At 42.6% G+C, this 24,859-nt stretch carries 18 protein-coding genes; 7 read left to right on the plus strand and 11 right to left on the minus strand.

Annotation, left to right across the window (positions count from 1 at the left end; translation table 11 throughout):
• Positions 1 to 80: 80 nt before the first annotated feature.
• Positions 81 to 911, minus strand: a complete 831-nt coding sequence (locus VIA_RS03890) for a LysR family transcriptional regulator (protein ID WP_004411235.1) — start codon at positions 909 to 911, stop codon at positions 81 to 83.
• 126 nt (positions 912 to 1,037) lie between these two features.
• Between VIA_RS03890 and VIA_RS03895 the strand changes: the two genes are divergently transcribed.
• A complete protein-coding gene (locus VIA_RS03895; RefSeq protein WP_004411236.1) occupies positions 1,038 to 1,685 on the plus strand; it encodes a glutathione S-transferase family protein in 648 nt (215 codons plus the stop codon).
• 103 nt (positions 1,686 to 1,788) lie between these two features.
• Here VIA_RS03895 and VIA_RS03900 read toward each other — a convergent pair whose 3' ends face one another.
• The 4 genes from VIA_RS03900 to VIA_RS03915 form a co-directional block, all read right to left on the minus strand.
• Positions 1,789 to 2,952, minus strand: coding sequence for an amino acid permease (locus tag VIA_RS03900; protein ID WP_004418488.1), 1,164 nt, complete (start codon positions 2,950 to 2,952; stop codon positions 1,789 to 1,791).
• 264 nt (positions 2,953 to 3,216) lie between these two features.
• Positions 3,217 to 3,486, minus strand: a complete 270-nt coding sequence (locus VIA_RS03905; RefSeq protein ID WP_004411240.1) for a DksA/TraR family C4-type zinc finger protein — start codon at positions 3,484 to 3,486, stop codon at positions 3,217 to 3,219.
• A 158-nt stretch (positions 3,487 to 3,644) separates the two neighbouring features.
• A complete protein-coding gene (locus VIA_RS03910; protein WP_004411242.1) occupies positions 3,645 to 4,757 on the minus strand; it encodes a permease in 1,113 nt (370 codons plus the stop codon).
• Positions 4,758 to 4,976: 219 nt separating this feature from the next.
• Positions 4,977 to 5,300: a hypothetical protein gene (locus tag VIA_RS03915; protein ID WP_004411243.1), complete on the minus strand. Its 324-nt coding sequence runs from the start codon at positions 5,298 to 5,300 to the stop codon at positions 4,977 to 4,979.
• Between the two features lie 153 nt (positions 5,301 to 5,453).
• Here VIA_RS03915 and VIA_RS03920 point away from each other — a divergent pair, with 153 nt between their 5' ends.
• Positions 5,454 to 5,771 carry a helix-turn-helix transcriptional regulator gene (locus VIA_RS03920; RefSeq protein WP_004411244.1) on the plus strand — a complete coding sequence of 106 codons (318 nt, stop codon included), beginning with the start codon at positions 5,454 to 5,456 and terminating at the stop codon, positions 5,769 to 5,771.
• A gap of 69 nt (positions 5,772 to 5,840) precedes the next feature.
• On the opposite strand, the gene VIA_RS03925 is transcribed toward VIA_RS03920, so the two are convergent.
• Positions 5,841 to 6,776, minus strand: coding sequence for a LysR family transcriptional regulator (locus tag VIA_RS03925; protein ID WP_004411245.1), 936 nt, complete (start codon positions 6,774 to 6,776; stop codon positions 5,841 to 5,843).
• Positions 6,777 to 6,844: 68 nt separating this feature from the next.
• Here VIA_RS03925 and VIA_RS03930 point away from each other — a divergent pair, with 68 nt between their 5' ends.
• The 3 genes from VIA_RS03930 (at position 6,845) to VIA_RS03945 (ending at position 14,659) form a co-directional block, all read left to right on the plus strand.
• Positions 6,845 to 7,690, plus strand: coding sequence for an alpha/beta fold hydrolase (locus VIA_RS03930; RefSeq protein ID WP_004418485.1), 846 nt, complete (start codon positions 6,845 to 6,847; stop codon positions 7,688 to 7,690).
• A gap of 646 nt (positions 7,691 to 8,336) precedes the next feature.
• Positions 8,337 to 13,268: an AAA domain-containing protein gene (locus VIA_RS03940; RefSeq protein WP_004411249.1), complete on the plus strand. Its 4,932-nt coding sequence runs from the start codon at positions 8,337 to 8,339 to the stop codon at positions 13,266 to 13,268.
• A 5-nt stretch (positions 13,269 to 13,273) separates the two neighbouring features.
• Positions 13,274 to 14,659 carry a hypothetical protein gene (locus tag VIA_RS03945; RefSeq protein WP_004411251.1) on the plus strand — a complete coding sequence of 462 codons (1,386 nt, stop codon included), beginning with the start codon at positions 13,274 to 13,276 and terminating at the stop codon, positions 14,657 to 14,659.
• A 317-nt stretch (positions 14,660 to 14,976) separates the two neighbouring features.
• Here the strand turns inward: VIA_RS03945 and VIA_RS03950 are convergent, their stop codons facing one another.
• From VIA_RS03950 to VIA_RS03965, 4 genes are all read right to left on the minus strand, one after another.
• Positions 14,977 to 15,996 carry a LacI family DNA-binding transcriptional regulator gene (locus VIA_RS03950; RefSeq protein ID WP_004411252.1) on the minus strand — a complete coding sequence of 340 codons (1,020 nt, stop codon included), beginning with the start codon at positions 15,994 to 15,996 and terminating at the stop codon, positions 14,977 to 14,979.
• A gap of 214 nt (positions 15,997 to 16,210) precedes the next feature.
• Positions 16,211 to 17,287, minus strand: coding sequence for a porin (locus VIA_RS03955; RefSeq protein ID WP_004411253.1), 1,077 nt, complete (start codon positions 17,285 to 17,287; stop codon positions 16,211 to 16,213).
• 199 nt (positions 17,288 to 17,486) lie between these two features.
• Entirely contained in the window at positions 17,487 to 18,503 is a 1,017-nt protein-coding gene (locus VIA_RS03960) for a nuclear transport factor 2 family protein (protein WP_004411254.1), read from the minus strand.
• Positions 18,504 to 18,630: 127 nt separating this feature from the next.
• Entirely contained in the window at positions 18,631 to 19,926 is a 1,296-nt protein-coding gene (locus VIA_RS03965) for an MFS transporter (protein ID WP_004411255.1), read from the minus strand.
• Between the two features lie 348 nt (positions 19,927 to 20,274).
• Here VIA_RS03965 and VIA_RS03970 point away from each other — a divergent pair, with 348 nt between their 5' ends.
• Both VIA_RS03970 and VIA_RS03975 read left to right on the plus strand, forming a co-directional pair.
• The gene (locus tag VIA_RS03970) at positions 20,275 to 21,816 is read left to right on the plus strand and encodes a sodium:solute symporter family protein (RefSeq protein WP_004411256.1); all 1,542 of its coding nucleotides are present in this window, start codon (positions 20,275 to 20,277) and stop codon (positions 21,814 to 21,816) included.
• A gap of 13 nt (positions 21,817 to 21,829) precedes the next feature.
• Positions 21,830 to 23,200 (plus strand): L-serine ammonia-lyase, encoded by a 1,371-nt coding sequence (locus tag VIA_RS03975; RefSeq protein WP_004411257.1) that lies wholly within the window; start codon positions 21,830 to 21,832, stop codon positions 23,198 to 23,200.
• Between the two features lie 662 nt (positions 23,201 to 23,862).
• Here VIA_RS03975 and VIA_RS03980 read toward each other — a convergent pair.
• Entirely contained in the window at positions 23,863 to 24,810 is a 948-nt protein-coding gene (locus tag VIA_RS03980; RefSeq protein WP_004411259.1) for an NAD(P)-dependent alcohol dehydrogenase, read from the minus strand.
• Positions 24,811 to 24,859 lie beyond the last annotated feature (49 nt).

Below are 24,859 nucleotides of genomic sequence, written 5' to 3' on the forward strand. Positions count from 1 at the left end.
CAATAAACAAAAAGCGCCTATTGGCGCTTTTTTTGATCTTAAAATTCAATAAGCTCTATTTTTATATGCGGCTTTCTTCGCTAACGATCTAGATTGAGTAACTGCGCTAAACACTTTTTATCTAATATCGGGTGAGGCTCAATACTGGTGATTAAAACGATATCAACGGCGGGAAGAACCGGCATGTTATCGAGCACTTTCAAATCTTGGGTTACACTCATCCCACCCAATGCACCAATCGCCATTTTAGAACGTACGATAGCGCGCAAAGCGGAAGCGGTATTACAACAAGCCAACAGTTGATGTGAGGTCCCTTGCTTGGTTAGACCGTCAATCGCGGCTGCGTGATATTGGCAATCTCTTTGAAATAATGCGAGAGGGATAGAGTTGTATTGTTCGAGTTCGAACTCTGAGTGACTGATCCAAACTCCTTTATCACTGGCGAGAAAATACCCCTCCTCGCTGCCTGCAGCGCGGGAGACAATCGCAGCATCTAACTGACCGTTATCAAGCTTTTCTCTCAGGCTTGGACTTGGTTCGCTAAAAACTTGAATAGAACAAGTGGGCTCTGCTTGCTGTAACACGCGGATGACTTTGGGTAACACTCTCTCATTGTAATCTTCCGGACAGCCTAAGCGGAGAGGACGTTTATTCTCGTATCGCCTAACTTGTTTGAGCGCATTGTTGTGTAAGCCGACCAATTGTTCTGCGTGAGAGCGCAGCGCGATGCCTGCTTCACTCAACACAAGATTTCGGCCTTCTTTGACGAACAAACTGACATTGAGCTCATCTTCCAATTTGCGCATTTGAGCACTGAAAGCAGACTGAGTTCGATTAATCTGTTTGGCTGCTCGGGTAAAGCTGCCGGTTTCGATAAATGCCAGAAAGCTACGTAGCGCTTCGATATCCATATCTAATGTGATCCATCGTTTTTATTAAAGTCTTCCATCAAAACTATCTGTTAGTCCTATAAAAAACAATCAGATATTGTTACTTGCACCTTAACCAGTTATTGCAAATACAGCATGGAGGCATCAATGCAACTCTTTATCGGTAACCAAAACTATTCAAGCTGGTCACTTCGAGCGTGGCTAATATTCTCTCAATATCAGTTAGATGTGGAGATAGTAAAGCTGGGGCTAGGGACTAAGCAGTTCTACAATACCTTAGCGCCGATCTCACCAACGGCAAAAGTTCCAACCCTGTTGGACAGTGGCGTCACTGTGTGGGACTCACTTGCTATCCTAGAATACATCAATGAGCAATACCTTGACGGAAAAGCGTGGCCCAGTGACACCCAACAACGTGCAAAAGCGCGTGCTATTACGGCTGAAATGCACTCTGGATTTTTCGATTTACGAAGTGAGCTTCCGATGAATATTCGTGCTCGCCGAAAAATACAACTCAGCTCAGGTGCCTTGAAAGACATTGCTCGTATTGACGCAATATGGTCGGAGCAAGCCTCAAAATATCCGAATGAGTGGCTGTTTGGAGAGTGGTCGATAGTCGATGCGATGTATGCGCCAGTTGCACTACGCTTTCAGACCTATGGGATTGAGCTATCGGCAGCGGCCAGCGCCTACCAGCAAAAAGTGTTATCGAGTGAGTCTTTGCAGCAGTGGTTAGATGAAGCAGCGTTGGAGACAAGCATTGTCGAAGAAGATGAGGCAGGCACAGAAATATAGCGTTTAGTACTGTTAATGGACCGTTGAGCTGCCAATGAAAAAGCCGCCTTTTCGGGCGGCTTTTGCTATTTAATATCGGTGTATTTTACTTCGTATGTATGAGTTAACTCATAAACCAAGAAACGAAGATCAAAGCACCAAACAAGAAAGTGACATTGAGTGCCAAAGTGCCACCGCCTGCGGTATACGAACTTTCTAAACACAGGTCAGGAAAATCTGGCTTACGTACCTTTTTCACCATCATTAGTGGTCCCCAAATCGCTAAGAATACGAGTACCATTCCTGCGTAGTCGAGCATACTGACAAACTGGTTTGAGAACAGACTTGCCAACGCCAGTGGTAGTACAAACGTTAATAAGTAAGCGACCGGTTTATTCTTGGTAATCGCATCTTGGTTTTGGTCGTAAAGCGCCATAGAAACACCAAGAAAAGAGGTCACAAGTGCAAGAGCAGAGAATATAGCCACAATTGTCTTGATCATCGACTGCGATGCGCTGAACGCATTGATTAGTTCGGAAATATTATGGAAGCGGCTGATGGCCTCTGTACCAAGGTTACCGATGATGGCAAACAGCCATACCAGATAACAGAATAGAGGGATCAGTGAGCCTAGCAAAATCATGTTTCTGATTTCTTTTTGGCTTGCTTCACGGTTGTAATCAATCAAGGATGGAATCACTACCATAGAAGCGAAACTGGTAAAGATAATTGCGCTGTATTTTACGATATCGTTGACTGAGTATTCTGAGCCTTGAGTGATGTAATCGAGATTAATGTTATTGAGCAACGAGAAAATGACGATAAACAGCATCGCGACCATCATTAAGAATAAGCCGCGGTTAAGGCGGTCAATGTGTCCTTTGCCCGCAACAACGATCACACCCATTAATAAACTAAATAGGGTGTAGCAGGTCGTGGTAGAGACTGAGATACCCACATCACTCAACAGCTTGCTGAGGATGTCACCAATGCCAAGGATGTAAGCAATCGACATACAAACGAGCAGCAGGTAGAACAAGATATTAATGAAGTGCTGGCCAGCTTTACCTAGGGTTAAATACGCCACACTGCTCATGCTGTTGCTTTGCTTGGCTTTACTGCAAGCCTCGGCGAGAAGAAGCGCAGAGAAAGTGGTGCCGATAAAGATAAACAGCATTAAAACGGAACTGACGATAAAACCAAATTGGGCCAATACCATGGGGATAGCAAGCATGCCTGCCCCAAGAGCGGTTCCTGCTAAGATCAAGGAACTGCCAAATAACTTCATATTCAAAAGAAAATACCTTACCTGAAAATAATTACAGCTTGAGCTGTAAAAAAAAATTTCCACAAGCCTAACAAAATTGAACTTAAAACGAAGTCAGTTTTTTATAAGAATTATTGATTTTTTCTAAAATATTTTGCTGGTAATTACCGTGTGAATAATTTGTGCGACAGAGGATTCTTATGGTGAATGTAGGAGTGGTGGTGGGTGAGTGAAATGAGTGCTTATGTTCATATCAGGCGAAGCCCTATGGCTTCGCCGTTATTGCTATCGTAATTGACTATCTTTACTGGCTCTGCGGTTGTAAGAACTAAAAGCCTTCTCGCGTGCATCTTGTTTCTCTTGGCACTCGATACAGAGTTCAACACCGGGGAGGATCTTTCTGCGTGCTGCTGGGATCAGCTCGCCGCACTCTAGGCAGTATTTGCTGTCATTGTGTTCGTGGTGAAGGTGCGCCCGAGCGCGGTTAATTGCATCAATAACAGTGGCATCGATTTGATCTTGAACGCCACCATCTTTTGTAAATCCATTCGCCATAATGGTCTCCAATGTAATGAATGACTAGGAGAGCATTATCGATTATTTAGCCTGTGTTGATAATAATTAGAATCGTGAATTACTATTACGTAGATGTAATAAAAGCCCTTTAAAAAGGGCTTTTATTATTTGTGGGGTAAACCAAAGATCTTATGGAATTAGCCAAAGATAAAGCTATATAGGAAGCCAGCACCGATTGCCATTCCTAAAATGACCGTAAGGAAAGCAGCAATCATTTGGTTCTTAAAGATAGACTTGAGCAAAATTACTTCTGTTAGGCTTGCTCCAGCACTGCCAATGATCAACGCCATTACTGAACCTAAAGCCATCCCTTTTTGTACCAGTGCAGCGCTTAATGGAATCACAGCTTCTGCGCGAATATACAAAGGAATACCTATCACAGCGGCAACCGGAATCGCATACCACTTACCAGCGCCAGCGTACTGCGCAATCAACTCAGTTGGAATAAAGCCGTAAATAAATGAACCAATCGCAATACCTAACATCAAGTATGGGAAAACTTGTTTAAAATCTTTCCATGTTGCGTGCCAAATTCGTACCCAGCGGTTTGGTTCGCTCTTTTCAACAATCGTCGCGGTTGCCGCACCGTCAGAACCGCAGCAGCTAACTTCAACTTTTGGTTCTTCTTTACTGCCACAGCATGAGTCTGTTTTCGTTGCGCTAGCTTTTGCCATAACTGACGTTGCTTCACCACAGCTAGACGTACCACACGACGACTCTTTCTTCGGCGCTGGTTTACTGTCGCCACAACTAGTACCACAGCTTGATGCTTCTGCTGCTTGGTAAGCTTCTGGTTTTACATAACGTTCAAAGCCCAGCTTTTCTAACGTGTAACCAGCCACTACTGATACAGTCATCGCCACTAAGAAATAAAATAGGGCGACCTGCCAACCGAAGGTGATGACAAACAAACCAATGATGACTGGGTTAAGCAGCGGGCTACCGAACAGGAACACCATCATTGGGCCGAAGCCAGCTCTTGCACGCAGTAAGCCTTTTAAGAAAGGAATGGTTGAACAAGAACAAAATGGGGTGATGGCGCCAAGCAAAGCCGCGACGATGTAACCTTGACCATTGCGCGAGCTTAAGATGGACTGAATCTTTTGCGGTGTCAGAAACTCTTGTAGTACACCGACGATATAACTGATCGCCAGAAATAGAATGATTAGCTCAGCAGCGAGAAAAGCGAACATATCTAAGGCTTCACTTGCCATCGACATTAAATCATTGCTTGGAAAAACGGTATTCATAATGTAACTCCAAATTCGAAAATCAATGAATCTGAGCATTCAAATTCATTTCTACTTTTCTCGAATTATAGAAATATATACCGATAGGTCAATAATTATTTCGATAAATATCGAAATAATTAGCTAAGTGTTTGATTCTTATTTAAATGGTTTTTATAAAATAAAGGAGAGGCTTACTTAGTGAAAGAAAACCACGCGCAACAAGGAAGACTTATAGGGCTATGCGAAGGCGGAGTGCTGCTCTAACCAAGCATCAATTAGTCGAATATGGAAATCGATACAGACTTCACCGCACAAGGCGATCTCTCTTTCAGGTTCAGACATATGTATCAAGACGCTCTCGATTTCACTTAAGGCGATCATCTCTTCATGCAGTTTGAGTTCTTTGTAGGTCATCAAGCGCTGTTGGGCTTGGTACAAAGCCTTCATCGCGTTAGCTGACAAGGGACGAGTAAGTTGCCCCTGCTTATCGCTGTCGATGGCGATGAATTTTTGCAAATTGCGAGTGTGAACTTTGCAATCTGCGCTGAGTAGATTGCGCATTCTTATCCTTGCGTAAACGATTGGCTAGCCAAATGTCTGTATAGGGTTGATTCTATTGAGCTACTTCTTTGGGGTAAATGTAGTGCGGTAAAGATGGTCCAGTTATTGCTCCAAATAGGACAAATGAGTCCAGTTGTTTCAAGGAGGGAGCTCATGGATCCTATCATTAGCGTGATCATGGAACGACGAAAGCAGGCAGGGCTATCACAAGAAAAAGTCGCTAAGCTTGCAGGTATGAGCACCAAAACGTATCAGCGAATCGAAAGAGGGGAGTCAGACCTTAAGTTGTCACAATATCGCTCAATCTTACGGTCGTTAGGCATGACTCACCTAGATGTCGCAATGGATGAGCTCTCGGTCCGGAAAATCGAATCGGATGACCTTGTATCAGCCGTTCGGTTGCTAGACAAAGAGTCGAAACTACTACTGATTCGCTTCATCTTACAAGTCTCTAAATCATTTAAAAATTAACTAAGTGTCCATCGGCCATAAGTGACAAGACGAGTTTAACAAGTTCTGAACTAAGTCACCTTTGCTCCATTAGGAGCTAGAAGACATTTTGGTGGTGATAAAATCTACAAGTAACTTTGATATATGCGAGTGAAAATTTATTGCTCGGTAATGAATGAATATTGTCAGTGGAGATAAATCATAATCCACAGAAACCTGTTGTAACTCATCCTGTTTTATTTCATCTGAGCAGAAGCTCGTGGGCAGAGCGACAAACCCAAGCCCACGTTGGGCAAAAGCTTTTGCTGTAAATCCACCATCTACTTTTATTCTTGATTTTGGGGATAGTGACCTAAATTCATTTGACTCTGGAATCGTGAAAACCCAAGGATCACCTCCAAAGGATTTATAGCTTGATATACAAGGCATTGACTCCAGTTCAGTTAGAGTTTTTGGTAAGCCATAGCGGTTAATACACTCTTTAGAAGCCAAGATAGTAGTGTCCCATTGGCAAAGCGGCTTCGACACCCAGTCTCGATCATCGAGCTCTCCTCGCTCAAAACTAATAATAATATCAGGGTCGTTTGAGACAGCATTTCCAATCGCAGTACTGTGCTCACAGTACAATGTGATGTCTGTATACGTGGCTAAAAAATCCGCCAAAACCTCCCCAATAATAGGTATGTCTGGAGAGCTTAGTCGAACACTTCCTTTAAGAGAGGTTGGTGCCTCACTTAGTCGTTGTAGTGACTGATTGAGGTTGTATAAAGGTTCTCTAATTTCTTGGTAAAGACGCTCACCCATTAGTGTTGGGGTCACTTTTCGAGTTGTTCGATAGAATAACTTTTCACCCAATACCGACTCTAGTTGTTGGATATGTCGACTGACGTTAGAACTGGGAATTGCTAAGTGTTCAGAGGCTTTAGCAAAACTATGGTTTTCATAAACGGAAAAAAATGACTTTAACCAAACATTATCAATTCTATCTAACATGATTATCCCAAAAATTGAGCCATAGAAACCCATATTAGCTCATTTAATCGGTCTAAACCATGTCATAGGATTGTTCCATAGCAACCAGAGTGAGCATATAAATGAACGATAGAAACCCCTTAATTGTCCATCGTGACAACTATCAGTTACAAGTCGAGCAGCATGGCACAGGCCCACACTTGTTAATTATTGGTAGTGTTAACTACTACAAGAAAGTAATTCCTGAATCTTTGCACGATTACTTTACTTGTGTGTATGTGGATCATCGCGGGTTCTCCAAATGTGATGCTTCACATCCTCTTGAATCAGTCAGCTTAGATACTATTACTCGTGATATCCAAGCAATATGCGACAGCCTAAATCTAACTAAAATTAGTGTATTAGGGCATTCAGGCCATGCTTATATGGCAATGCATTTTGCAAGTAATACGAAAATAAATATCGAAAAGTTGATTGTCGTTAGTGCTGCACCAAGTCTGTCAGGTGATATGCAAGAAAAGCAGTTTGCTCATTGGTTAGAAAACGCCTCTGAACAGCGAAAAAAGTTGCTAGATACAAGTATGGCTAAGCTAGAAAGTGATATTGCCAAACAACCTGAGCGTAAGTTTGCGCACATCTGTCGTAGATTCGGCCCAATGAGATGGAAAGATGCATCATTTGATGAGTTTTCTTTGTGGGATGATGTTGAAATGAATACATCGCTACTAGATACGCTTTGGGGAGAAATATTCAGAGATATCGAACTTACGCAGTTTTCATCAAACTTGGATGCCATCGTCATTAATGGGGAGCTAGATTTTAGCATTGCTCCGATTGAGGTGTGGGAAAGCATTGAAGGCGCATTTAACTCACTACAACTGATTAAGTTAGAGGGGGTATCACATACGCCGATGCTAGAAGTACCAGAAAAGTTTGTTGATACGATCCTGAGTATATTTAAGCGTTAGACAAAGTTCATCGTTATGCGCAATTGATGGTTCAAATAATAAGGGGCAGAGGTTTGAGTGGTTCAGAATCTAACTCGCCTTTGCCCAGAACCTTCACAGTTGGCACTTCGTAACTCAAAAGTGCCCCAAAATGAGTTGAGACTGATAGGAAATCGATTGGTAGACCTCAGACTTTGGGATACTTCAGCTAATGGGGGCAAAAGGCGAAACCTTATCCTCTGTGTGCTTGCGTTACAAAGGGCGATCGACCAAAACCAGAGTGAATTGCAGAGGTCATACTTTGGAGTACTTGAGCTAATACAGGCAAAAAAAGACCTAACCCTACTATTTTCTTTGTACAGAGAGCCAACCGATGGGTTCAAAGATTAGCTCGGCAGTCCCTAACTAAGCTAATTGGCATGACACTTTGTGCTTCCTCATGTCATATCCTAATCACATTAACTGCCAGTATGACTTGAGTTGCTTACGCCAATGGTGGAGTATTAATCAAAAGCAATAGCGTAAAGATTCCGTTTCAAGTCTTAAGTCTGATCACAACAATATAAGGTCTATTTTGCTTAATACTGATGCAAAATAGACCTCCAGAGTCGCATCTTTATGTAAGTAAGCTTTTCTAATTGGATTAAAAAAAGAATAAGAAGTAAATATGGATATCAAATATTGGGACGGTGGCCTTGAACGCCACGAAATCGATGCAATTAAAAAAATTGAAAATGTGCTGAGTCCCCCAAATGTGCAAAAGCAGAAAAGCGCAAATAAAGGACAGGGGTTTGAAGCCCTGCAAGTTTTAAAAAAGTCCTTTAACGAGGGCTGGAAAGGTTATGCAGGTTTTCGCTTTGTCAATAAACATAAGCAAGGCGAAATAGATTTACTGATAGTAACCCACTGCAATATTCTTATTGTTGAACTTAAACACTGGAACGGCAAACCTGTCACTTCAAATAAAGGGAAGTGGTTTTGGGGTAATGAAGATAGAGGGAAATCGCCTGTTGAGGTCACTCGGAATAAAGAGTTCTTACTGAGAAATTTACTTAAACCATTTGCAGGAAAATTTAGCAACGCTAACTTCACACCACGTGTATATTCGTTAGTCGTGATGACTGGCAACAGTAACTTTTCTGGCTTAAACCAAAAAGAACTCGCTGAAACACTTAGCTTGAATGACTTTTGTAAGTTATGCACTAATCAGAAACTATTTAATGAACGCTTTGACCCTCATTCTAAGTCCGAAGTTTTGTTAAATGATGTCCCACTGCTAGAGAAAAGCTTGCTGCTAAATGATAAGAAAGTAGAAGCAAGGCCGTTATCCGTTGATGGTTGGTTAGGGCAAGAGCAGATTTTTGAGCACCCTAATGAAGTATATAAAGAGTACTTTGCTCAAAGTGAGGCAGATAAGAATGATCGTGCCATTATCCGCAGCTGGGATTTTGATAAACTATCAAATCATGATGCTAAAACCCCTGATGGACGTATAAAAATTGCTTCTCGTGAACGTGAAGTACTCAATAAAATAAAAAGAGAAAATAGAGAGTTATACGAGCATTGTGTTTCTTCACTAACAATACCGACTAAAGAGAAGATAACCTCACAATACAACGAGGTTGTTGAGCTTCCTCATGGCCATGAACGCCTTAATGATTTTATTGTTACCTATGGTGAAAACTTATCTATTGATGAGCGTGTTAACCTAGTTAGGGTGTTAATCGCTCGTGTTGCAGACTTGCACCACCTACAACTCGCTCACCGAGACATTGGTAAACACAGTATTTGGTTAAGTACTGGGCAGCGCGTTGCGCTTTCAAACTTTATTTCGGCCTTTGTTCGCAAAAAAGAAACCGTGGGCGACGTTCGAGATGAGCTATCGGTATACAACCAAGCTACGCCTTCGCTAACTCCCTATCATTATGATGTTTCTCGCCTTGCAATTATTGCGTGGTCAATTCTTGAAGCCAAACGATTAACACCTGCGCTTGAAAAATCGTTAGAGGTTGACCTTTCGCAATGTGATGCGTGGTATGGCGACACGTTATTAAGAGCTCTTAACGGTAAAGATTTTGCTAATGCTGGTGAGTTTTTAGATGCTTTGGTTGAACAAGAACCAAGTAAAGAAGCTGCCTTTAGCTTTTCAACGCAAGAGCTAGAGCGATTTGTTAAGGCTAGCAAAATAAGCAAATTGCACCCTGAGTTAGAAGAAATTTCTGCAAACGATTCAAAAGAAGTCTTTAAAGCTATCACTGGTGTAGTAAAAGTTTGGAATAATATTAATCCTACTGACATTAATGCTGGCCTTGGTCTTCGCACGTTATCGTTTTTAGAGCGAGTAGAAAAACTGCAAAGCCTTAACTTAAGTTTTATTCCCACCGTTGTTGATTATGGTATTACCGCACGAGATAGCTCGCTGTATTTGGTCAATGAGTGGATTGAAGGGGAAACTTTAGAACCTTACCGTATGCGTAATCGCAGAAACGATATTGTGAAAAGCTTAGTTGCCCATATTGAGCATATGCACTCGTTAGGCATTGCACATGGCGACTTAAAACCGGAGAACGTTCTGGTAGATAAACATGGTGACGTTTTTATTATTGATGTTTTAGATTTTCATCATGATGCAGAAGGGTTGCTTAATACTGAATATAGCCCTGCGGATATCGATAACAGTTCAGCCTTTGAACGTGATAATTATGCAGTAATGAAAATAAGCGCAGAGCTACTGGAAATTGACTGGGGAACTGAGAGCTCAAGCTTTGAAGCAGTTAGCAAAGCTATTATTCACGAACTTGAAGATGTTGATTTTGGCTTTAGAGAATTAACTCGTTTTAAAGATGCTGTTTTAAACCCAGAAAAAACAGCACAACCATCGGTTGAAACGATTGATATTGAAATAGGAGGAGCAAGAGAAAGCTTTGATCCTCTAACAATATACCCTGATAACGGTAAGTTATATGTTTCGATAGAAGACAGTGATAAAAAAGCCTCGGGTTTGGTAATGAACTTTTGTGGATTAGGTGGCTTCTTTAGGCTTTTCTTCGATCAAGTAAGTTTCACTTTTGAACATGGCTTAGCTCCTAAAACAAGAGATAGTATTTATCCTAGAGATATCGAAAATGCTGTTTTAGAACTTCCTTTTGCTATTCGTATCACTCAAGGTAGAGCAAGTAATCTAGAAGCACTCAATAGACGTATTCGACAGTTTTATAGTTTCGAAAACGCAGTTAAACAATTTCAATTAAAACAGAGAAAAGTAGAGCCTCTTTCAGTTGAGCACCCCACCGATACTATTGAGGCTGAACATAGTGTTAAGCCAATATCGACCAAAGATCTTTGGAAGGCAATTCTTAAAACAGAGACTGAATCTCATCCATATGTAGAGCTTATTGGCGAGCCAAGAACACATAAAGATGATAAAGATATCCTTATACTGTCATACGAAGCTGAAAAAGATCCACTTGATGGCTTTACCGCTAAAGATCAGGTTGAAGCAATTATCGTTAATGATGAAGAGGACTACTTTATTGGCGAAGTTAATTTATCGGCCTCAGGATTGAATAGAGTGCAGTTGTCCCGCTATTCGAAGAGAGCTCACCGCTTAACTGAAGACGATATCATTTTCTTTCGCAGTAAAGCTGATAAGTCTTCTTTCAATAAACGAAAGAACGCATTAACTCGTATTCTTGAACAAGACTCAGTTGTAGAAAATTTATCAGATTACTTTGAGCCTGACTGTGACTTAGCGCCTACAGACTATGGCTTAACTGTCACCGATAAAGATTTTAAACGTTATGATCGAAAAGATGATAACGGTAATGCTATTAAGCTCAATGATAAACAACGAATAGCTTTTCAAAAGCTTCTAAGGTTTGGCCCACTTTCAATGCTGCAAGGTCCCCCGGGCACAGGTAAAACCGAGTTTATTGCTGCTTTTGTTCATTACTTAATTGAAAAACAAGGCACTGAGCGAATTCTATTGGTAAGTCAGTCACATGAAGCCGTGAATACTGCTGCTGAACGAATTCGAAAACACTGTGGCCGTTTAAAAACGGAGCTTGATGTTGTGCGTTTTAGTCGAAGTGAGTCAACCATTTCCCACTCATTACGTGACGCATATTCTGATAATATTGTTAGTCAAAAAGTAGAACAATTTGAAACTCAATTAAAATATCGAGTGTTGAACCTAGCTAAGTCATTAAAAGCTCCAACTGATTATTTAGATGCCTATTTAACCTTAGATAAGCAAATACTCTCACACATTACCGAGCAGCAAAGTGCATTAATAGCACTTGATGATAAAGAGTTAGTAGCTAAACAGAAGAAAGAGCTTAAAAAACAAATTGGTGAAAGAAAGTCATTAATTAACAGTAGATTGCCTCCGAGTATACGTACCAACAAAGATTGGCATGATAACTTAAGAGATGTTCATGACGGCTTAATTAAAGAGTTAAATCAAGAGTATGCTATTGAGCTAAATATCTCTAGCTCAGTTCAACGACTAGTGAAATTGTCGAAAGATATGATACGAGTTATGCAATCTGGAAATGCCAATATGGATGAATTTTTGGCTCGTTCAAAACAACTGGTTGCAGGTACTTGTGTTGGTATTGGCAACTGGAATATTGATATCGCAAGTAATCAATATGACTGGATCATTATTGATGAAGCGGCTCGTTCCATTGCAAGTGAGCTAGCAATTGCGATGCAGGTTGGCAAACGAGTGCTACTAGTGGGGGATCACAAACAGTTACCTCCTCTTTATACCGATCCTCATAAGAAAGCGTTGGCGAGACATTTAGGTATTCAATCATCGAATGATATCGATGAATTAATTGAAAGTGATTTTGCTCGTGCGTTTGAAAGTGGTTATGGGAAACAGGTAGGTGCGAAACTGCTGGTACAGTATCGAATGGCTCCTGCTATTGGTACTTTGGTCTCTCAGTGTTTCTATGGTGGTGAGTTAGAAAATGGTGAACGAAAGATCCCTGATATTTACCGTGATGTGCCCGAAGCATTGAGTTCAGCTACAACGTGGCTTGATACATCAAATTTAAATAAAAAAGCATATCATCAAACAGGTTCTGGTCGAAGCATTTACAATGATGCAGAAGCTGATGCTATTGTCGATTTGCTCAAACAGGTTGATGAAAATGCAAATTTTGTTCATTCATTACTTGAGCAAGTAAAAGAAGGTGAAGCCGCTATTGGTGTGATTTGTATGTACGCCGAACAGAAAAGGCGTATCAGACAGAAAGTTAAAAAGGCCTCTTTGTCTGATGAACTTACAAAATTATTGAAAATAGATACCGTAGATAGTTATCAGGGCAAAGAAAATCGCGTCATTATTTTATCGGTAACACGTTCAGAGCCAAAGCAAGGTTCAGGTTTTTTAAAACTACCCAACCGAATTAATGTTGGTCTTTCAAGAGCAATGGATCGTTTGGTGATTGTTGGTGATAAGAGAATGTGGCAAGGAAAGAATAGCCAATTTCCATTTGGTGAGGTTATTAAGTTTATGGAAGAAAACGCTAGTGAAGACTTGTATCGCTTTGTAGACATTACAACCAAAAAACTTAAGAAGGCGGTATGACTCTTATGGAAAACACAACGATTGAATTTAATGAAGTAGATTATATTGTGCCTACTGAAACATTTGGCATTGAATATTCTTACTTAAGTAAGCAAGGTTTTCCGTTCATAAAAGAGTTTTTGCTTAAAGCACTTTATATTTCACCGCTTTCTAAGTTTGAACTATCCTCATTTTTTGGCTTTAATCAGCGTGAATTAGCGGCTGCTATTGAGGAACCAGTCAGTAATGGTGAAGTTGCATATTCTGACGAAGGGAAGTTATTTCTAACCACATTGGCGAAAGGGTACTTTTCATCATTGGATGATAAACCTATGCTCGAAAAGCCACAGTCTAGGACTTCTTCTGTTTCATTTGAACTCGCTGGGTTTAATAAAGTCAAAAATCAGCATGAAAATTGGCATACAGGCCTTCGTTTAAATGTTAATCATGAAGTGCAAAGCTTAAGTGAACTGCATGCAAGAGCGATGTTTACTAAACACTTTCAGCGGCTAGTAGAGAAAGGTGAGCTAGGTGTAATTAAGACTCATGATAACTCGTTACCTAGCCTTTATTCTGTTGATAAAGTATCTAGAAAGAAAACTATCGCTCACAGAGTTAAACGGAAATTTGAGATAGATTTAGACAGTCGTATTAAGCCTTTTTACGTTGATAAGCTTTATGAGAATGATGAGGCAATTACACAGGCTATTGCACAAGAAACTGACAACATCAGATTAGGTAACAACCTAGATAGTATTGCTGCTGCATGGGATGCTCTTGAAGATATGTCTGTTAGCCGTTTTGTTAAAGGTGAGAGTATCGACTTTCGTGGAATGCTCGCGGAAATGGTAGCAGGCTCTTTTGATAAGCCGTATGAGCTTTTGGTTGGTCCGTTATATGGCAAGCAACCTTGGAATGTTATTGAGAGCAAATTAAAGAAACTCAAGACCCAGAAAAAGACGCAAAAACCAAGAGAGCTATGCTGGTTTGGTGCTAATACTCGTTATTGGGGAATGAGTGAAGGCTTTAATAAAGCTAAAGATAGCCTCATTAACTATAAAATGAATGGAAAAAACACAAATTATAAGCTGAAGGTGTATTTACCTTGTGATGACCATCAGAATGTTGAAAGGCAAGCTGGTAGAGCATGGAAACACAAATTAGGTAGCATTGAGTTTTGTGAAGGTATTAGAAACGGCTTATTTGATGGTAGCGTTGAGGTTTTACTCTTAGATAATGACTTTGCTGCGGTAAGTTACCATTTATCACTGCCTGATCTTAGCCCTGTTCATATTCCGCTAGGTTTTTTCACTACAGACCAAAAGTTGGTTGCCAAAATAGCTAGCATTGCTAATGAGTTTTTAAAAGACTCAGTATCTCATGGAAAGCCGAATTTAATCGGTAAATTGTAAGTTAGAGCCTGATTTTGGGAAGTGTTACATCTGATTTTAGCAGTATAGTGGATGAGCTATCTAGAACAGTTGCATACAATCTGTTTGCAGTACTAAAAGTAATCTAAAAAGACAGTGTATCCTAAGGAGTGTAACTCGCTTTTGTCCAAAGACGTGCTGACACCGCTCTCGGCAAACACGTCTTTGCCTTGAAGTTGTTTAGTGTAAATTATGATTAGGCTCCTGGCATCACATCTACGCACTATAAAAACTTATCCGAGCTTACTGGCTGAAGCACTAGGCAGGATAATATCCAAAATGTCGGATCTCACACCTAATTATGCAGTAGTTCTTTTTACCAATTTAGTTGGCACCATCATCCTCACCAAGCTTCTGTTTTTATTGTTGATTTGATCAACGATAATTTTCACACACTCACGCGCTAGACGACGGAAGTCTTGGTGGAAAGTGGTCAGTTGGTAGCTCAACCATTCTGCTTGTGGAATGTTGTCGAAGCCGATGACTTTCAGATCTTGAGGGATACGAATACCACACTCAATACGTGCAATGTCCATTACCGCCATTGCAAGGTTGTCGGTTGCACAGAACACGGCTTCTGGACGATCCTTATCGGCCAGCATAGCACGTACTTTATCCAGTGAACTTGCGTAGTCGTAGCTCGCTTCAATGAGGCGTGGTGCTTTACCCGTTAAGTCTTCAAACTCAGAGCTGAAGCCGCTTTGGCGCTCGTCATTGGTAAAGGTTGGCACTTCTCCCGTCAGGTAAACCGCGTTTTTCACTCCACGTTCGTGCAGCAGTTGCGCCGCTTGTTGACCAGCTTCGTAGTTATCGCTGACAACGTGGCTACTTTTAGTTCCTTCCACTACACGAGCGTACTGAACAATAGGGATATCGAACTCTTCACATTCTTCATAAAGTGACTTGTTGAACGTTGCTGATGCGGCGATGACGCCATCGACTCTGTATTGGAAGATGTTAGGGATCGAATGGTTGTCATTGCCATCAACTTGCCACGGAATAAGCACGGCTGAGTAGCCCTGTTTTTGTAACTCAGATGAGATGAGCTGCAGGGTTTTCATGTGAATAGGGTAGTCTGCATCTGGGAAAACTAAGCCAATCAATTTGGATTCGTTTGTTGTTAGGCTACGGGCAAAGGCATTGGGGCGATAATTGAGTGCTTTTGCGGCTTCAAACACTTTTTGCTTGGTTTTGTCTGATACCGAACTGCCCGGTACAAATACGCGAGAGACAGTGGATTGAGAAACGCCAGCCAATTTAGCGACATCTTTAGAGGTGACGGTAGGTTTTGACGCCGAGGCGTGTTTTGAAGAGTTCATAGACCATGCTTTTGAGCCAAAATAACAGACTACAGAGTATCATGAATAGGTACGTATTCAAAAAGTCTGTATGTAAGAATAGCATGAAAAACAAGGGGTAGTCTGTAATATTGGGTATTTGGCTGGGTATAACCCAAAAAGCTCTGAGTCGTTAAAATATAACGCCGCAGAGCTTTTAATTAGGGGGCTGATTAATCAGCAGTGTCGCTCGTGATTAGAAGTAGTAACGGATGCCCGCGGCAAATTGGTCATCGCTATTTTCATACTTCACGCCATTGTGTGAATCTTTGCCGTTATCGAATTGGTATTCCGTCCACACTAAGAACTTGTTCTTCTTAAAGTGGTACTCAAGGCCAGGGATAATAAGCTGACGTTCATAACCATTTGCGTTGTCGTCGGTATCCGTTAAGTAGTTAACGTTAAAGGTAGGGCGCAAACCATTTTCAAAGTGGTAGTACGTGAAGAGTTCAGCACCGCGGTGGTCGTAGAATTCGGCTTGGTTGGTGGTTTCCCAGTTTGAACCTTGGCTGTAAGTGAAGCCAACGAACAGGCCATCATTCGTGTAGTTCACACCCAATAAACCGATGCGCTGTGTATCGCCGTCTTTGATGTTCTGAACACCCGCATCAACATCGTCAAACTCATTCTGGTGGTAGGCTAAACCAATGGTTAACCCATCCATGATGGTGTAGAGCGTTGATGCTCCCATACCGTTTTTCAGTGTTGCTGTTAAACCATCGGCTAGGTCAACATCTTCGCGAGTGGTTTGGTACGTGAAGCCGTATTTCCAGTTGTCGCTGATGTTGTTACGGTAAGTAATTGAGTTCTCAGCACGACCTGTACCTGAAGCAATACCCCAGTCAGACAGGTTGTAGTAACCAGAACCACGCGAGCCAAATACACGACCCATATCGGTAAACCAAGCTACATCGTAGAAGGTAGACCACTGCTTGGTGCCCGCGGCTATCTTGCCGTATTTGTCGTGCTCTACGCCTGCGTATAGAAGTCGATCGTAAATATTGTTGCCGTTAGCACCTGAGTTGTAACCCCATTCGGCATGGCCAAAACCAGTCCAGCCGTTGTCTAAGCCCATTTGACCTTTTAGGCCAAAACGAGAGCTACCGCTATTCCATTCGCCATTGTGTTCACCGCCTTTATCTTGGTAGCGAACATCAAAACGACCATCTAGAGTAAGGCTATCGCCCGCGTCATTGGTAAATGTATGTGCAGCAAAAGCAGAACCCGAAGTAAGTGCTGTTAGGATCACTGCAGAAAGAATCGACTTTTTCATTGTAATTCTCTTTATTCAGGCCGTAGAAAGCCACCGTGCTTTCAAGCCCGTTATATTAGTAATGGTTTTGCAGGGTGTGCCCATCCGTGAGGCACAAGTTGAATTATCTTGGGTGGAGCAAGTTGCCGAGGGCGAGAAGGAGCCCTCGGCAGTAATATCTACCTAGCGTAGGTAAGATCTAGATAGACAATGGACTAGGTTACAGCGTTGGGTTTAGGATTGATGAAGTGCGTTCAAACACGTCCAGACCTTGCTGTTTTAGCCAGTAAGGAAGGTCGATCAGTACCCAGTTTTCAGATAGCTTGTCGCCGTCACGGTAGTACACGTCAACCACTTGCATGTCGGCACGAACTTCGCCGCCAGTCATGCCAAGGAAGCCACCTGTTGGCGTGTTTGATAGGTTTGGCCAACCGAAGAAACAAGAGAAGTTACCTTCAGCGAAGCGACAAACGTGACCGTTAAACTTCTTGTCTTTCAGGTTGTTGCGGAAAGGAAGTTGGTGCTGCTGTTGGTAACGAGGAATGGTGTAAGACGCGCCGATACCACAAGGGCCGTACCAGATCATGTCTTTAGACCAGCTCTTCTCTAGAACTTCTGGTGGGCAGCCCATTGCGCCACTGTCGTTCAGAGCAGAAAGGTCATCAACCATCTTGTTCACTAGAGCAAGCGTTGCTACGCCTTCTTCTGGAGCGGCATCTTCAAACAGTAGACCGTCGTGGTTACGTGGACCAGGGTATACGAAGTGCTTACCTGTTGATGGTGGTAATGGGTAGCAACCCGCTTGATCCATCATGCCTAGTAGGTCTAGGAACAGACCTGTCTTAGTGATCTTGCCGTCAACAACACAGTTAAACTCTGCGTAGCGAACGTTCATTATTTTGCCAGTAGGACGCATGCCTAGGTATTCAGCGTCGAATAGACCCATGAAGTGACCCATGCTCATTACCCAAATTTCATCTGGGTTGATTTCGTTGTTACCACCGATGAAGATATCTTGACGACGCTGCATGCGAGTCATTGATTTCATCATTGGAGACCAGAATACGTCAGCCGCAGCTTGAGCACCTTCTTGCTCACGGAATGGGTAAACACCGCGCCACAAGTAGTCTTCAGAAGTGTGTGCTTTCAATACTTCAGCCACGTTCTCGTGAGTTGCGTTTTCCATTGCATCAAAGTATTCGCGAACAATGCGTTTAGCTTCTTGATATTTAGACATAATTCATTCTCTTTTTGTTGTCGAGTCAACATTCGGAACAGGACTCGATTGGGATTTTGTCACCGGCTGACTGATCAGCCGGATTAATGTTTATTTAGTGTCTTGGCTGGCTTTCAACGAAAGGGGATTAAGCTTTTGCTGTTTCCGCTTTTTTGCTCTTGTCGAAGATGCCGCCCTTTAACGTTTCAGGTAGAGATAGCCACAGTAGACCAGCCACAATCCATACGATTGGTGAGCCCCACATCGCTGTTGCAAGGTCGCTGCGCTCTTGGATGAATACCAGCACCATTGGTGCCCACATGCCGATGATACGACCGCCGTGGAATAGCGCTGCACCGAAGCTGCGTAGGTGAGCTGGGAACAGTTCTGAGAAGTAGCCACCCCATACTGCTGAAGCTGATAGGCCGAAGTTGTAGATAAGACCTAGGATAGCCAGCATGTTAAGGCTGCCGATCATCACGTCGCTTGGAGCAACGAAGAATACCGATGCCATGATGCCCGCTAGGATGAAACCGAATGCGTTAACCTTACGACCGTATTTGTCTGCAATCGCACCCCATACCCAAGCACCGAATAGAGAACCGAATGCCGAGATAGAGAAGATGATGCCGATAGTCGCGCCGTCGAATTGACGAACTTCTTTTAGGTACGTTGTCACAAAGCCTGAGAAGAACTGGTAACCGTAGAAGTTAAGACCAGCTAGCAATAGACAAGTGATAGTTAGCTTGCGGTAAGGCGCGCTAAGCATTTCGCCCCAAGAACCTTTTTTCGCTGGTGCGTTTGATTCTTCCGCTTTTGCTTGGTCTTCTTCACCGTAAGCGATCACTTTTTTGTCGCTCGGCAGGATAAAGATCATTATTACGGCCGCTGCTAGAGGAGGAATACCACCTACCCACATTAGGCTTTGCCAAGGCGCGTCAATGCTTGAGATAAATGCTGCATAAGCCCCCATTGCCATTAAAGCAACAGAGAACATTGAAGAAGCAAATGCCGTTAACTTACCGCGAACGGTAGGCGTGAATAGGCCAATCATTAGGCTTACCGCTACCGTGAAGTAACCACCCAAAGAAATACCGATGATGAAACGCATTGCTGCCCACATAGCGTAGTCAGTAAACATCATGTTGATGATGGTCGCGCCGCCGTTCAGTGCAGTGATGGCAATAAGAGTCGATTTCTTACCAAAGTTTGAAGCCACCCACGCACAGCTCAGAGCACCAATAAGTGCGCCAACCGACTGCCATGTGTAGAACTGAGCGGTATCCGCTAGGTTAATGCCATCATACGCATCAACGATGTATGGGCGTACGTAGTCAATAATTACAAAGTTATAACAATAGAAAAAGTAGCCCACTAGAATTGCTAGATATGCAGCTACCCTTTGAATCATAGGAACTTCGCTCATGTGTTTTTTATTCGTCATGACCGATAAACCTTTATTTTATATAGGGTGGTTTTAGTTTTGATGACAGCGTTGTGATTATTGGTGTCCACTGGGCTATCTTCGTTTCGGGAGAGATAATAGATTTTTTGTGGTTATTAGATCCGTGATCAAAGTCAATTTTAAAATGAGTGCGTACCCATTTTGTGTGTTTTGGTGATCTTGATCTCATTAGATGGTGATTTGGCGAGTTTTTGCATGTTTTGAGTGTTTATTCATCAATGTTAGTGACAAAACTCACACTTGTAGTGGGTTTTTGAGGGAAAACATCCAGTTTTGAGTAATATTGGCAGCGAATGATTTGCGAAATACAATAAACGGAATCTACAAATGGTTACGTACTCAAGTTTTGTGGTTATTGCTCTTTATGTGCTTACTACTTTATTTATCAGCTACTTAGTAAATAAGAAATTTAGTGTTGGTGGCGATTTTTCAACGGGTGGAAAGCAGTTCGGTTGGTTTACGGCAGGTGTTTCGATTCTTGCAACCTACATCAGTGCGATGACGTTCGTCGGTATGCCTGGCTGGGTTTACAGTTCAGGTATGGAAGCGATGAGCGTTCATTTGAATTACCCAATAGTGATCTTTTTCGCTGTGATTTTCTTTGTTCCAGTGTTTTACAAACTTGGCCTGACTTCTATCTATGAATATCTAGAGCTCCGCTTTGGCGTTGTGGCTCGCACGATCAATTCTATCGTGTTCATTGTGGTTCAGTGCATTTCGGCGGGTGTGATTTTGTATGCAGTGGCGTTGATCATGGTGCAAGTTCTGCCCATCAGTATTTCAGAGGCCATAATCTACATCAGTATTTTCACCGCTTGCTATACCTATGCGGGGGGCATTTCTACGGTAATATGGACCGATATGCTGCAATCAGCTGTCTTGGTCGCGGGCAGTGTTGCCATCTTTGCCATGTTACTGACAGAGATTAACGCTGCCGACCACTTGTCTCGTGATCACCTTAATATCATCAATTTAGACTTTGACTTGGGGGTAGATACCACACTATGGGCGGGTGTTGTGGCGGTGAGCTTTTTGCATTTGAGTGTGTACGGCACCAACCAATTGATCATCCAACGTACATTGGCAACCAAATGTGAAAAGACCGCACAGAAATCGATGCTGTTGTGTGGCTACGGTGCATTCTTCGTGTACTTATTCTTCGCGGTGATGGGTGTTCTTCTAAGTATTTTCTACCAAGATCAATCGTTTGAAAATAGCAACGAAGTGATTTTGGATTTCGTCTTCAACCACACTAACCCAATCGTCGTTGGTTTGATTATTTCCGCATTGGCGGCGGCCGCGATGTCAACCTTGGATTCGACTTACAACTCAATGGCAACGGTCGCAACGTTCGATATCTACAAACGATTTCTCCGCAAGAGTGCCGATAATGAGCACTACGAAAAAGTCGCAAGAAAGATGAGTTTGCTTGCTGCGGCCATGGTGGTAGTGCCAGCTCTTCTAGCGGTATCGAATGAATCAGTACTCAAAACCATTGCTAGCCTGACTTCCATCTTCGTTGGCATACGCTTGGGTTCGTTCGTGCTTGGCTTATTCTGGGTGAAAGCAAACGAAAAAGGCGTGATCGTTGGCAGCATCATGAGTGTGATTGCGGTGTTTACTGCTATGTATCTCGACGTGGCTTGGCCGTGGTTCGCGCCAATCGGTACGTTTGTCTTCCTTTTGCTTGGTGCGTTAGTGAGCCGTCGTTGGGGCTCCGTGACTGCCGAGCAACAAACCTTTATCAATAATCAAAAACATCTTTTTGCAAAGCCAACCGCAAGCCACTACGGGTTGTTGGTGTTCGCTGTGGCGACCATCGCTGCTTGTATGGCCCTCCCTGATTGGCTTTATGCTGCATTGTCGTAATAGGTAAGTTTTTATGCTGTCCATCTTTGATATTTACAAGATTGGGGTTGGTCCTTCCAGCTCTCACACCAATGGCCCTATGATCGCGGGTTACCACTTCACTCGTTTGATTGAATCGAACTTGGCTAAAGTGGTTCGGATTCAAGTCGATTTATACGGCTCACTATCGTTAACGGGGATTGGTCACCATACTGACCGTGCGACCATTCTTGGTTTACTTGGCAACAAACCAGATACCATCAAAATCGCTTCTGCGAACAAAGCTATGCGCAAGGCGATTGAAGAGGGCATGATGTCTGTTGATGGCCGTCATGAAATTGAATTCAACTACAAAACGGATATGTTGTTCCATGAAGAGAGCCTCCCTCTGCATGAGAATGGCATGACGATTACTGCGTTAGATGCGCAGGGCAATCAGGTTGGTTTTGAAACTTACTACTCTATCGGTGGTGGCTTCATCGCGACGGCTGATGAACTGAAAAATGGCAGTGCGACTGCACCCGTAAAGGTTGAATTCCCATTCTCTGGCGCAGACGAAATGTTGGAACAAGCAGAGAAGAACGGCATGAGCCTAGGCGGTATGATTCTGAAAAACGAACAAGCGTTTCAGGATATGGAAGCCATCAATCAACGTGCAGAACAGATCTGGCGTGTGATGACGCGTTGTATGGAGCGCGGATTTGAAACCGAAGGTATTCTTGATGGCGGTTTGAACGTGACTCGTAGAGCACCAAACTTGCTGAAAAAGCTGGAAGCAAATGCAATTGTTGAGAATGATCCAATGGAAATCATGGATTGGATTAACCTGTTCGCTTTTGCGGTTAGTGAAGAAAATGCCGCAGGCGGCCAAGTAGTGACGTCGCCAACTAATGGTGCTGCGGGTGTGATTCCTGCGGTATTGATGTACTACCATCGCTTCATCAAAGAGCTCGATACCAAACAGCTTAAAGACTTTCTTGCTGTGTCCGGCGCGATTGGCATTTTGTACAAAACCAATGCGTCTATCTCTGGTGCTGAAGTCGGTTGTCAGGGCGAAGTCGGTGTGTCTTCTTCCATGGCGGCGGCTGGTTTAACCGCGCTACGTGGCGGTAGCAATGAGCAGATATGCATTGCGGCCGAGATTGCTATGGAGCATTCACTGGGCATGACTTGTGACCCGATCGGTGGCTTAGTGCAAGTACCGTGTATTGAGCGTAATGCGATGGGCGCAATGAAAGCAATCAATGCATCTCGTATGGCGTTAAAGCGCAATAGTAAATGTTTGATCTCGTTAGATAAGGTGATTGAAACCATGTATCAAACGGGTAAAGACATGAACAAGAAATACCGGGAAACGTCACTGGGTGGATTAGCCCTGATTCACCTTGCGGCACCTTGCGAATAGAAAGGTTGCTCTATCAAAGCCTACGCTCTGATGAAAACCTTCACCGATGAGTCAGCTTGTCCTTCGGCTGACTCATATAAAACTTCATCACTTGCTAACGTGGTTGCTCCTCACTCTGCTCTTCACTGTATACATCTGACGACTTCCTATGAGCGGTATGTAGAATATTAATAGCAAGAGTTGAAGCGCTACTTTGCATCCGCCTTAGCCATCAGCTCAGATAGGATTTGTTTATAGCCTTCAACTTGGGGCGCACCAGAAACGCTAGACTCACGGTTGAAACCCCCATTTGCTGCTATTGCTTCTCTGCGTTACGTATCGCACTGCGTCGCTGCGGATCATCGAGCCAACGCATTCCTTCATCAGCATCAAGACCTACAGAGATAAGTTCTTGCTTCTGAATGTTACGGTCAGTTTGGTAGCTTTACCGCTGTGCTCGCCTCGTGGAGCATGGACACCTCTAACGAGCGCAAGATGGAAGTGCAGATCTTAGAAGAAGTCAATGATCTGAGAGCAGAGGTTGGGGAGCTAAAAGAACTATTGAAGCAACAAGCAGAGAGCAAAAATTAGTTCGATGAAAAAGTTACTTATACCTTCATTGGTTACCCAAGATGGAAGCGTATTTGTTAGGCTTTCAAGGTTATTCTGAAAGCCTAAATCACTTAAGAATCCTGTGCGACTTTTATAACAACTCGGCCTTGCTTCCCTTGATTACTTAAACGTTTAAAAGCTTCTTCGTAATCAGAGAGGTCGTAAACACTATCGACATATACTTGCAGCTCTGATTGTTCAACCCATTTTGCAATTTTCGTCAATTTTTGATGATCACCTTTACTAACCATCAGGTACTTCATTTTTTTGGAACTGAAAAGATTTGTCACAAAGCCTAAGAGCTGTTTATCGGGCTCAAGTGGTATAAATTGGCCGTTACCTGCAAGAACGGGCTTAACTTCTTTAAATTGCCTTTTATTAGACAGATCTAGAAATACATCAAATTTGGTCTGTAATTCATTAATATCAGTTTCTTTATAGTTATAAACTTCATTAGCGCCAAGCTGTAAAAGAAAATCTTTCTGACCAGGCCCCGCAATGGCAGTAGTTTGAGCGCCCAAAATTTTTGCAAGCTGTACGGCATAAACACCTAGCCCTCCAGAAGCACCATTGATTAACAGCTTTGTGCCTTGTTGCACGTCACTAACATCAGTGAACGCGGTTAAGGTAGTTAGTGCGCCTAAAGGTAAAGCAGCCGCTTGTTCAAAATTCAGGTTTTTTGGCATTAAGGCAATATAATCGGTATTGATGCAAATATATTCTTGATGAGTTTTCATGCCTTTCATCAAATCAACATATCCAAAAACCCTATCGCCTTCTTTAAAATTTCCAGCCTCTTTTTCAACAATGCCAGAGAACTCCAAGCCCGTTCTTACGTCATGAAAGCCACCTAATAACTTCAGGTATAAATCATATTTTCCGTTTATAAAGTCAATATCGGTGGGATTAACCGAGGCACATTGTACTTTGACTAAAACTTCGTTTTCTTTAGGCGTTGGGATATCAATGTTGGTATTAAGGGAAGTCTTTTTATTGCTTGTTACAATACCTTTCATCATTCTTCGCTCCGATGGTTACTTGGGTGTACCGAATGTCATAGATTCCCCT

Origin of the sequence: Vibrio orientalis CIP 102891 = ATCC 33934 (assembly GCF_000176235.1) — a bacterium.
Classification (GTDB): domain Bacteria; phylum Pseudomonadota; class Gammaproteobacteria; order Enterobacterales; family Vibrionaceae; genus Vibrio; species Vibrio orientalis.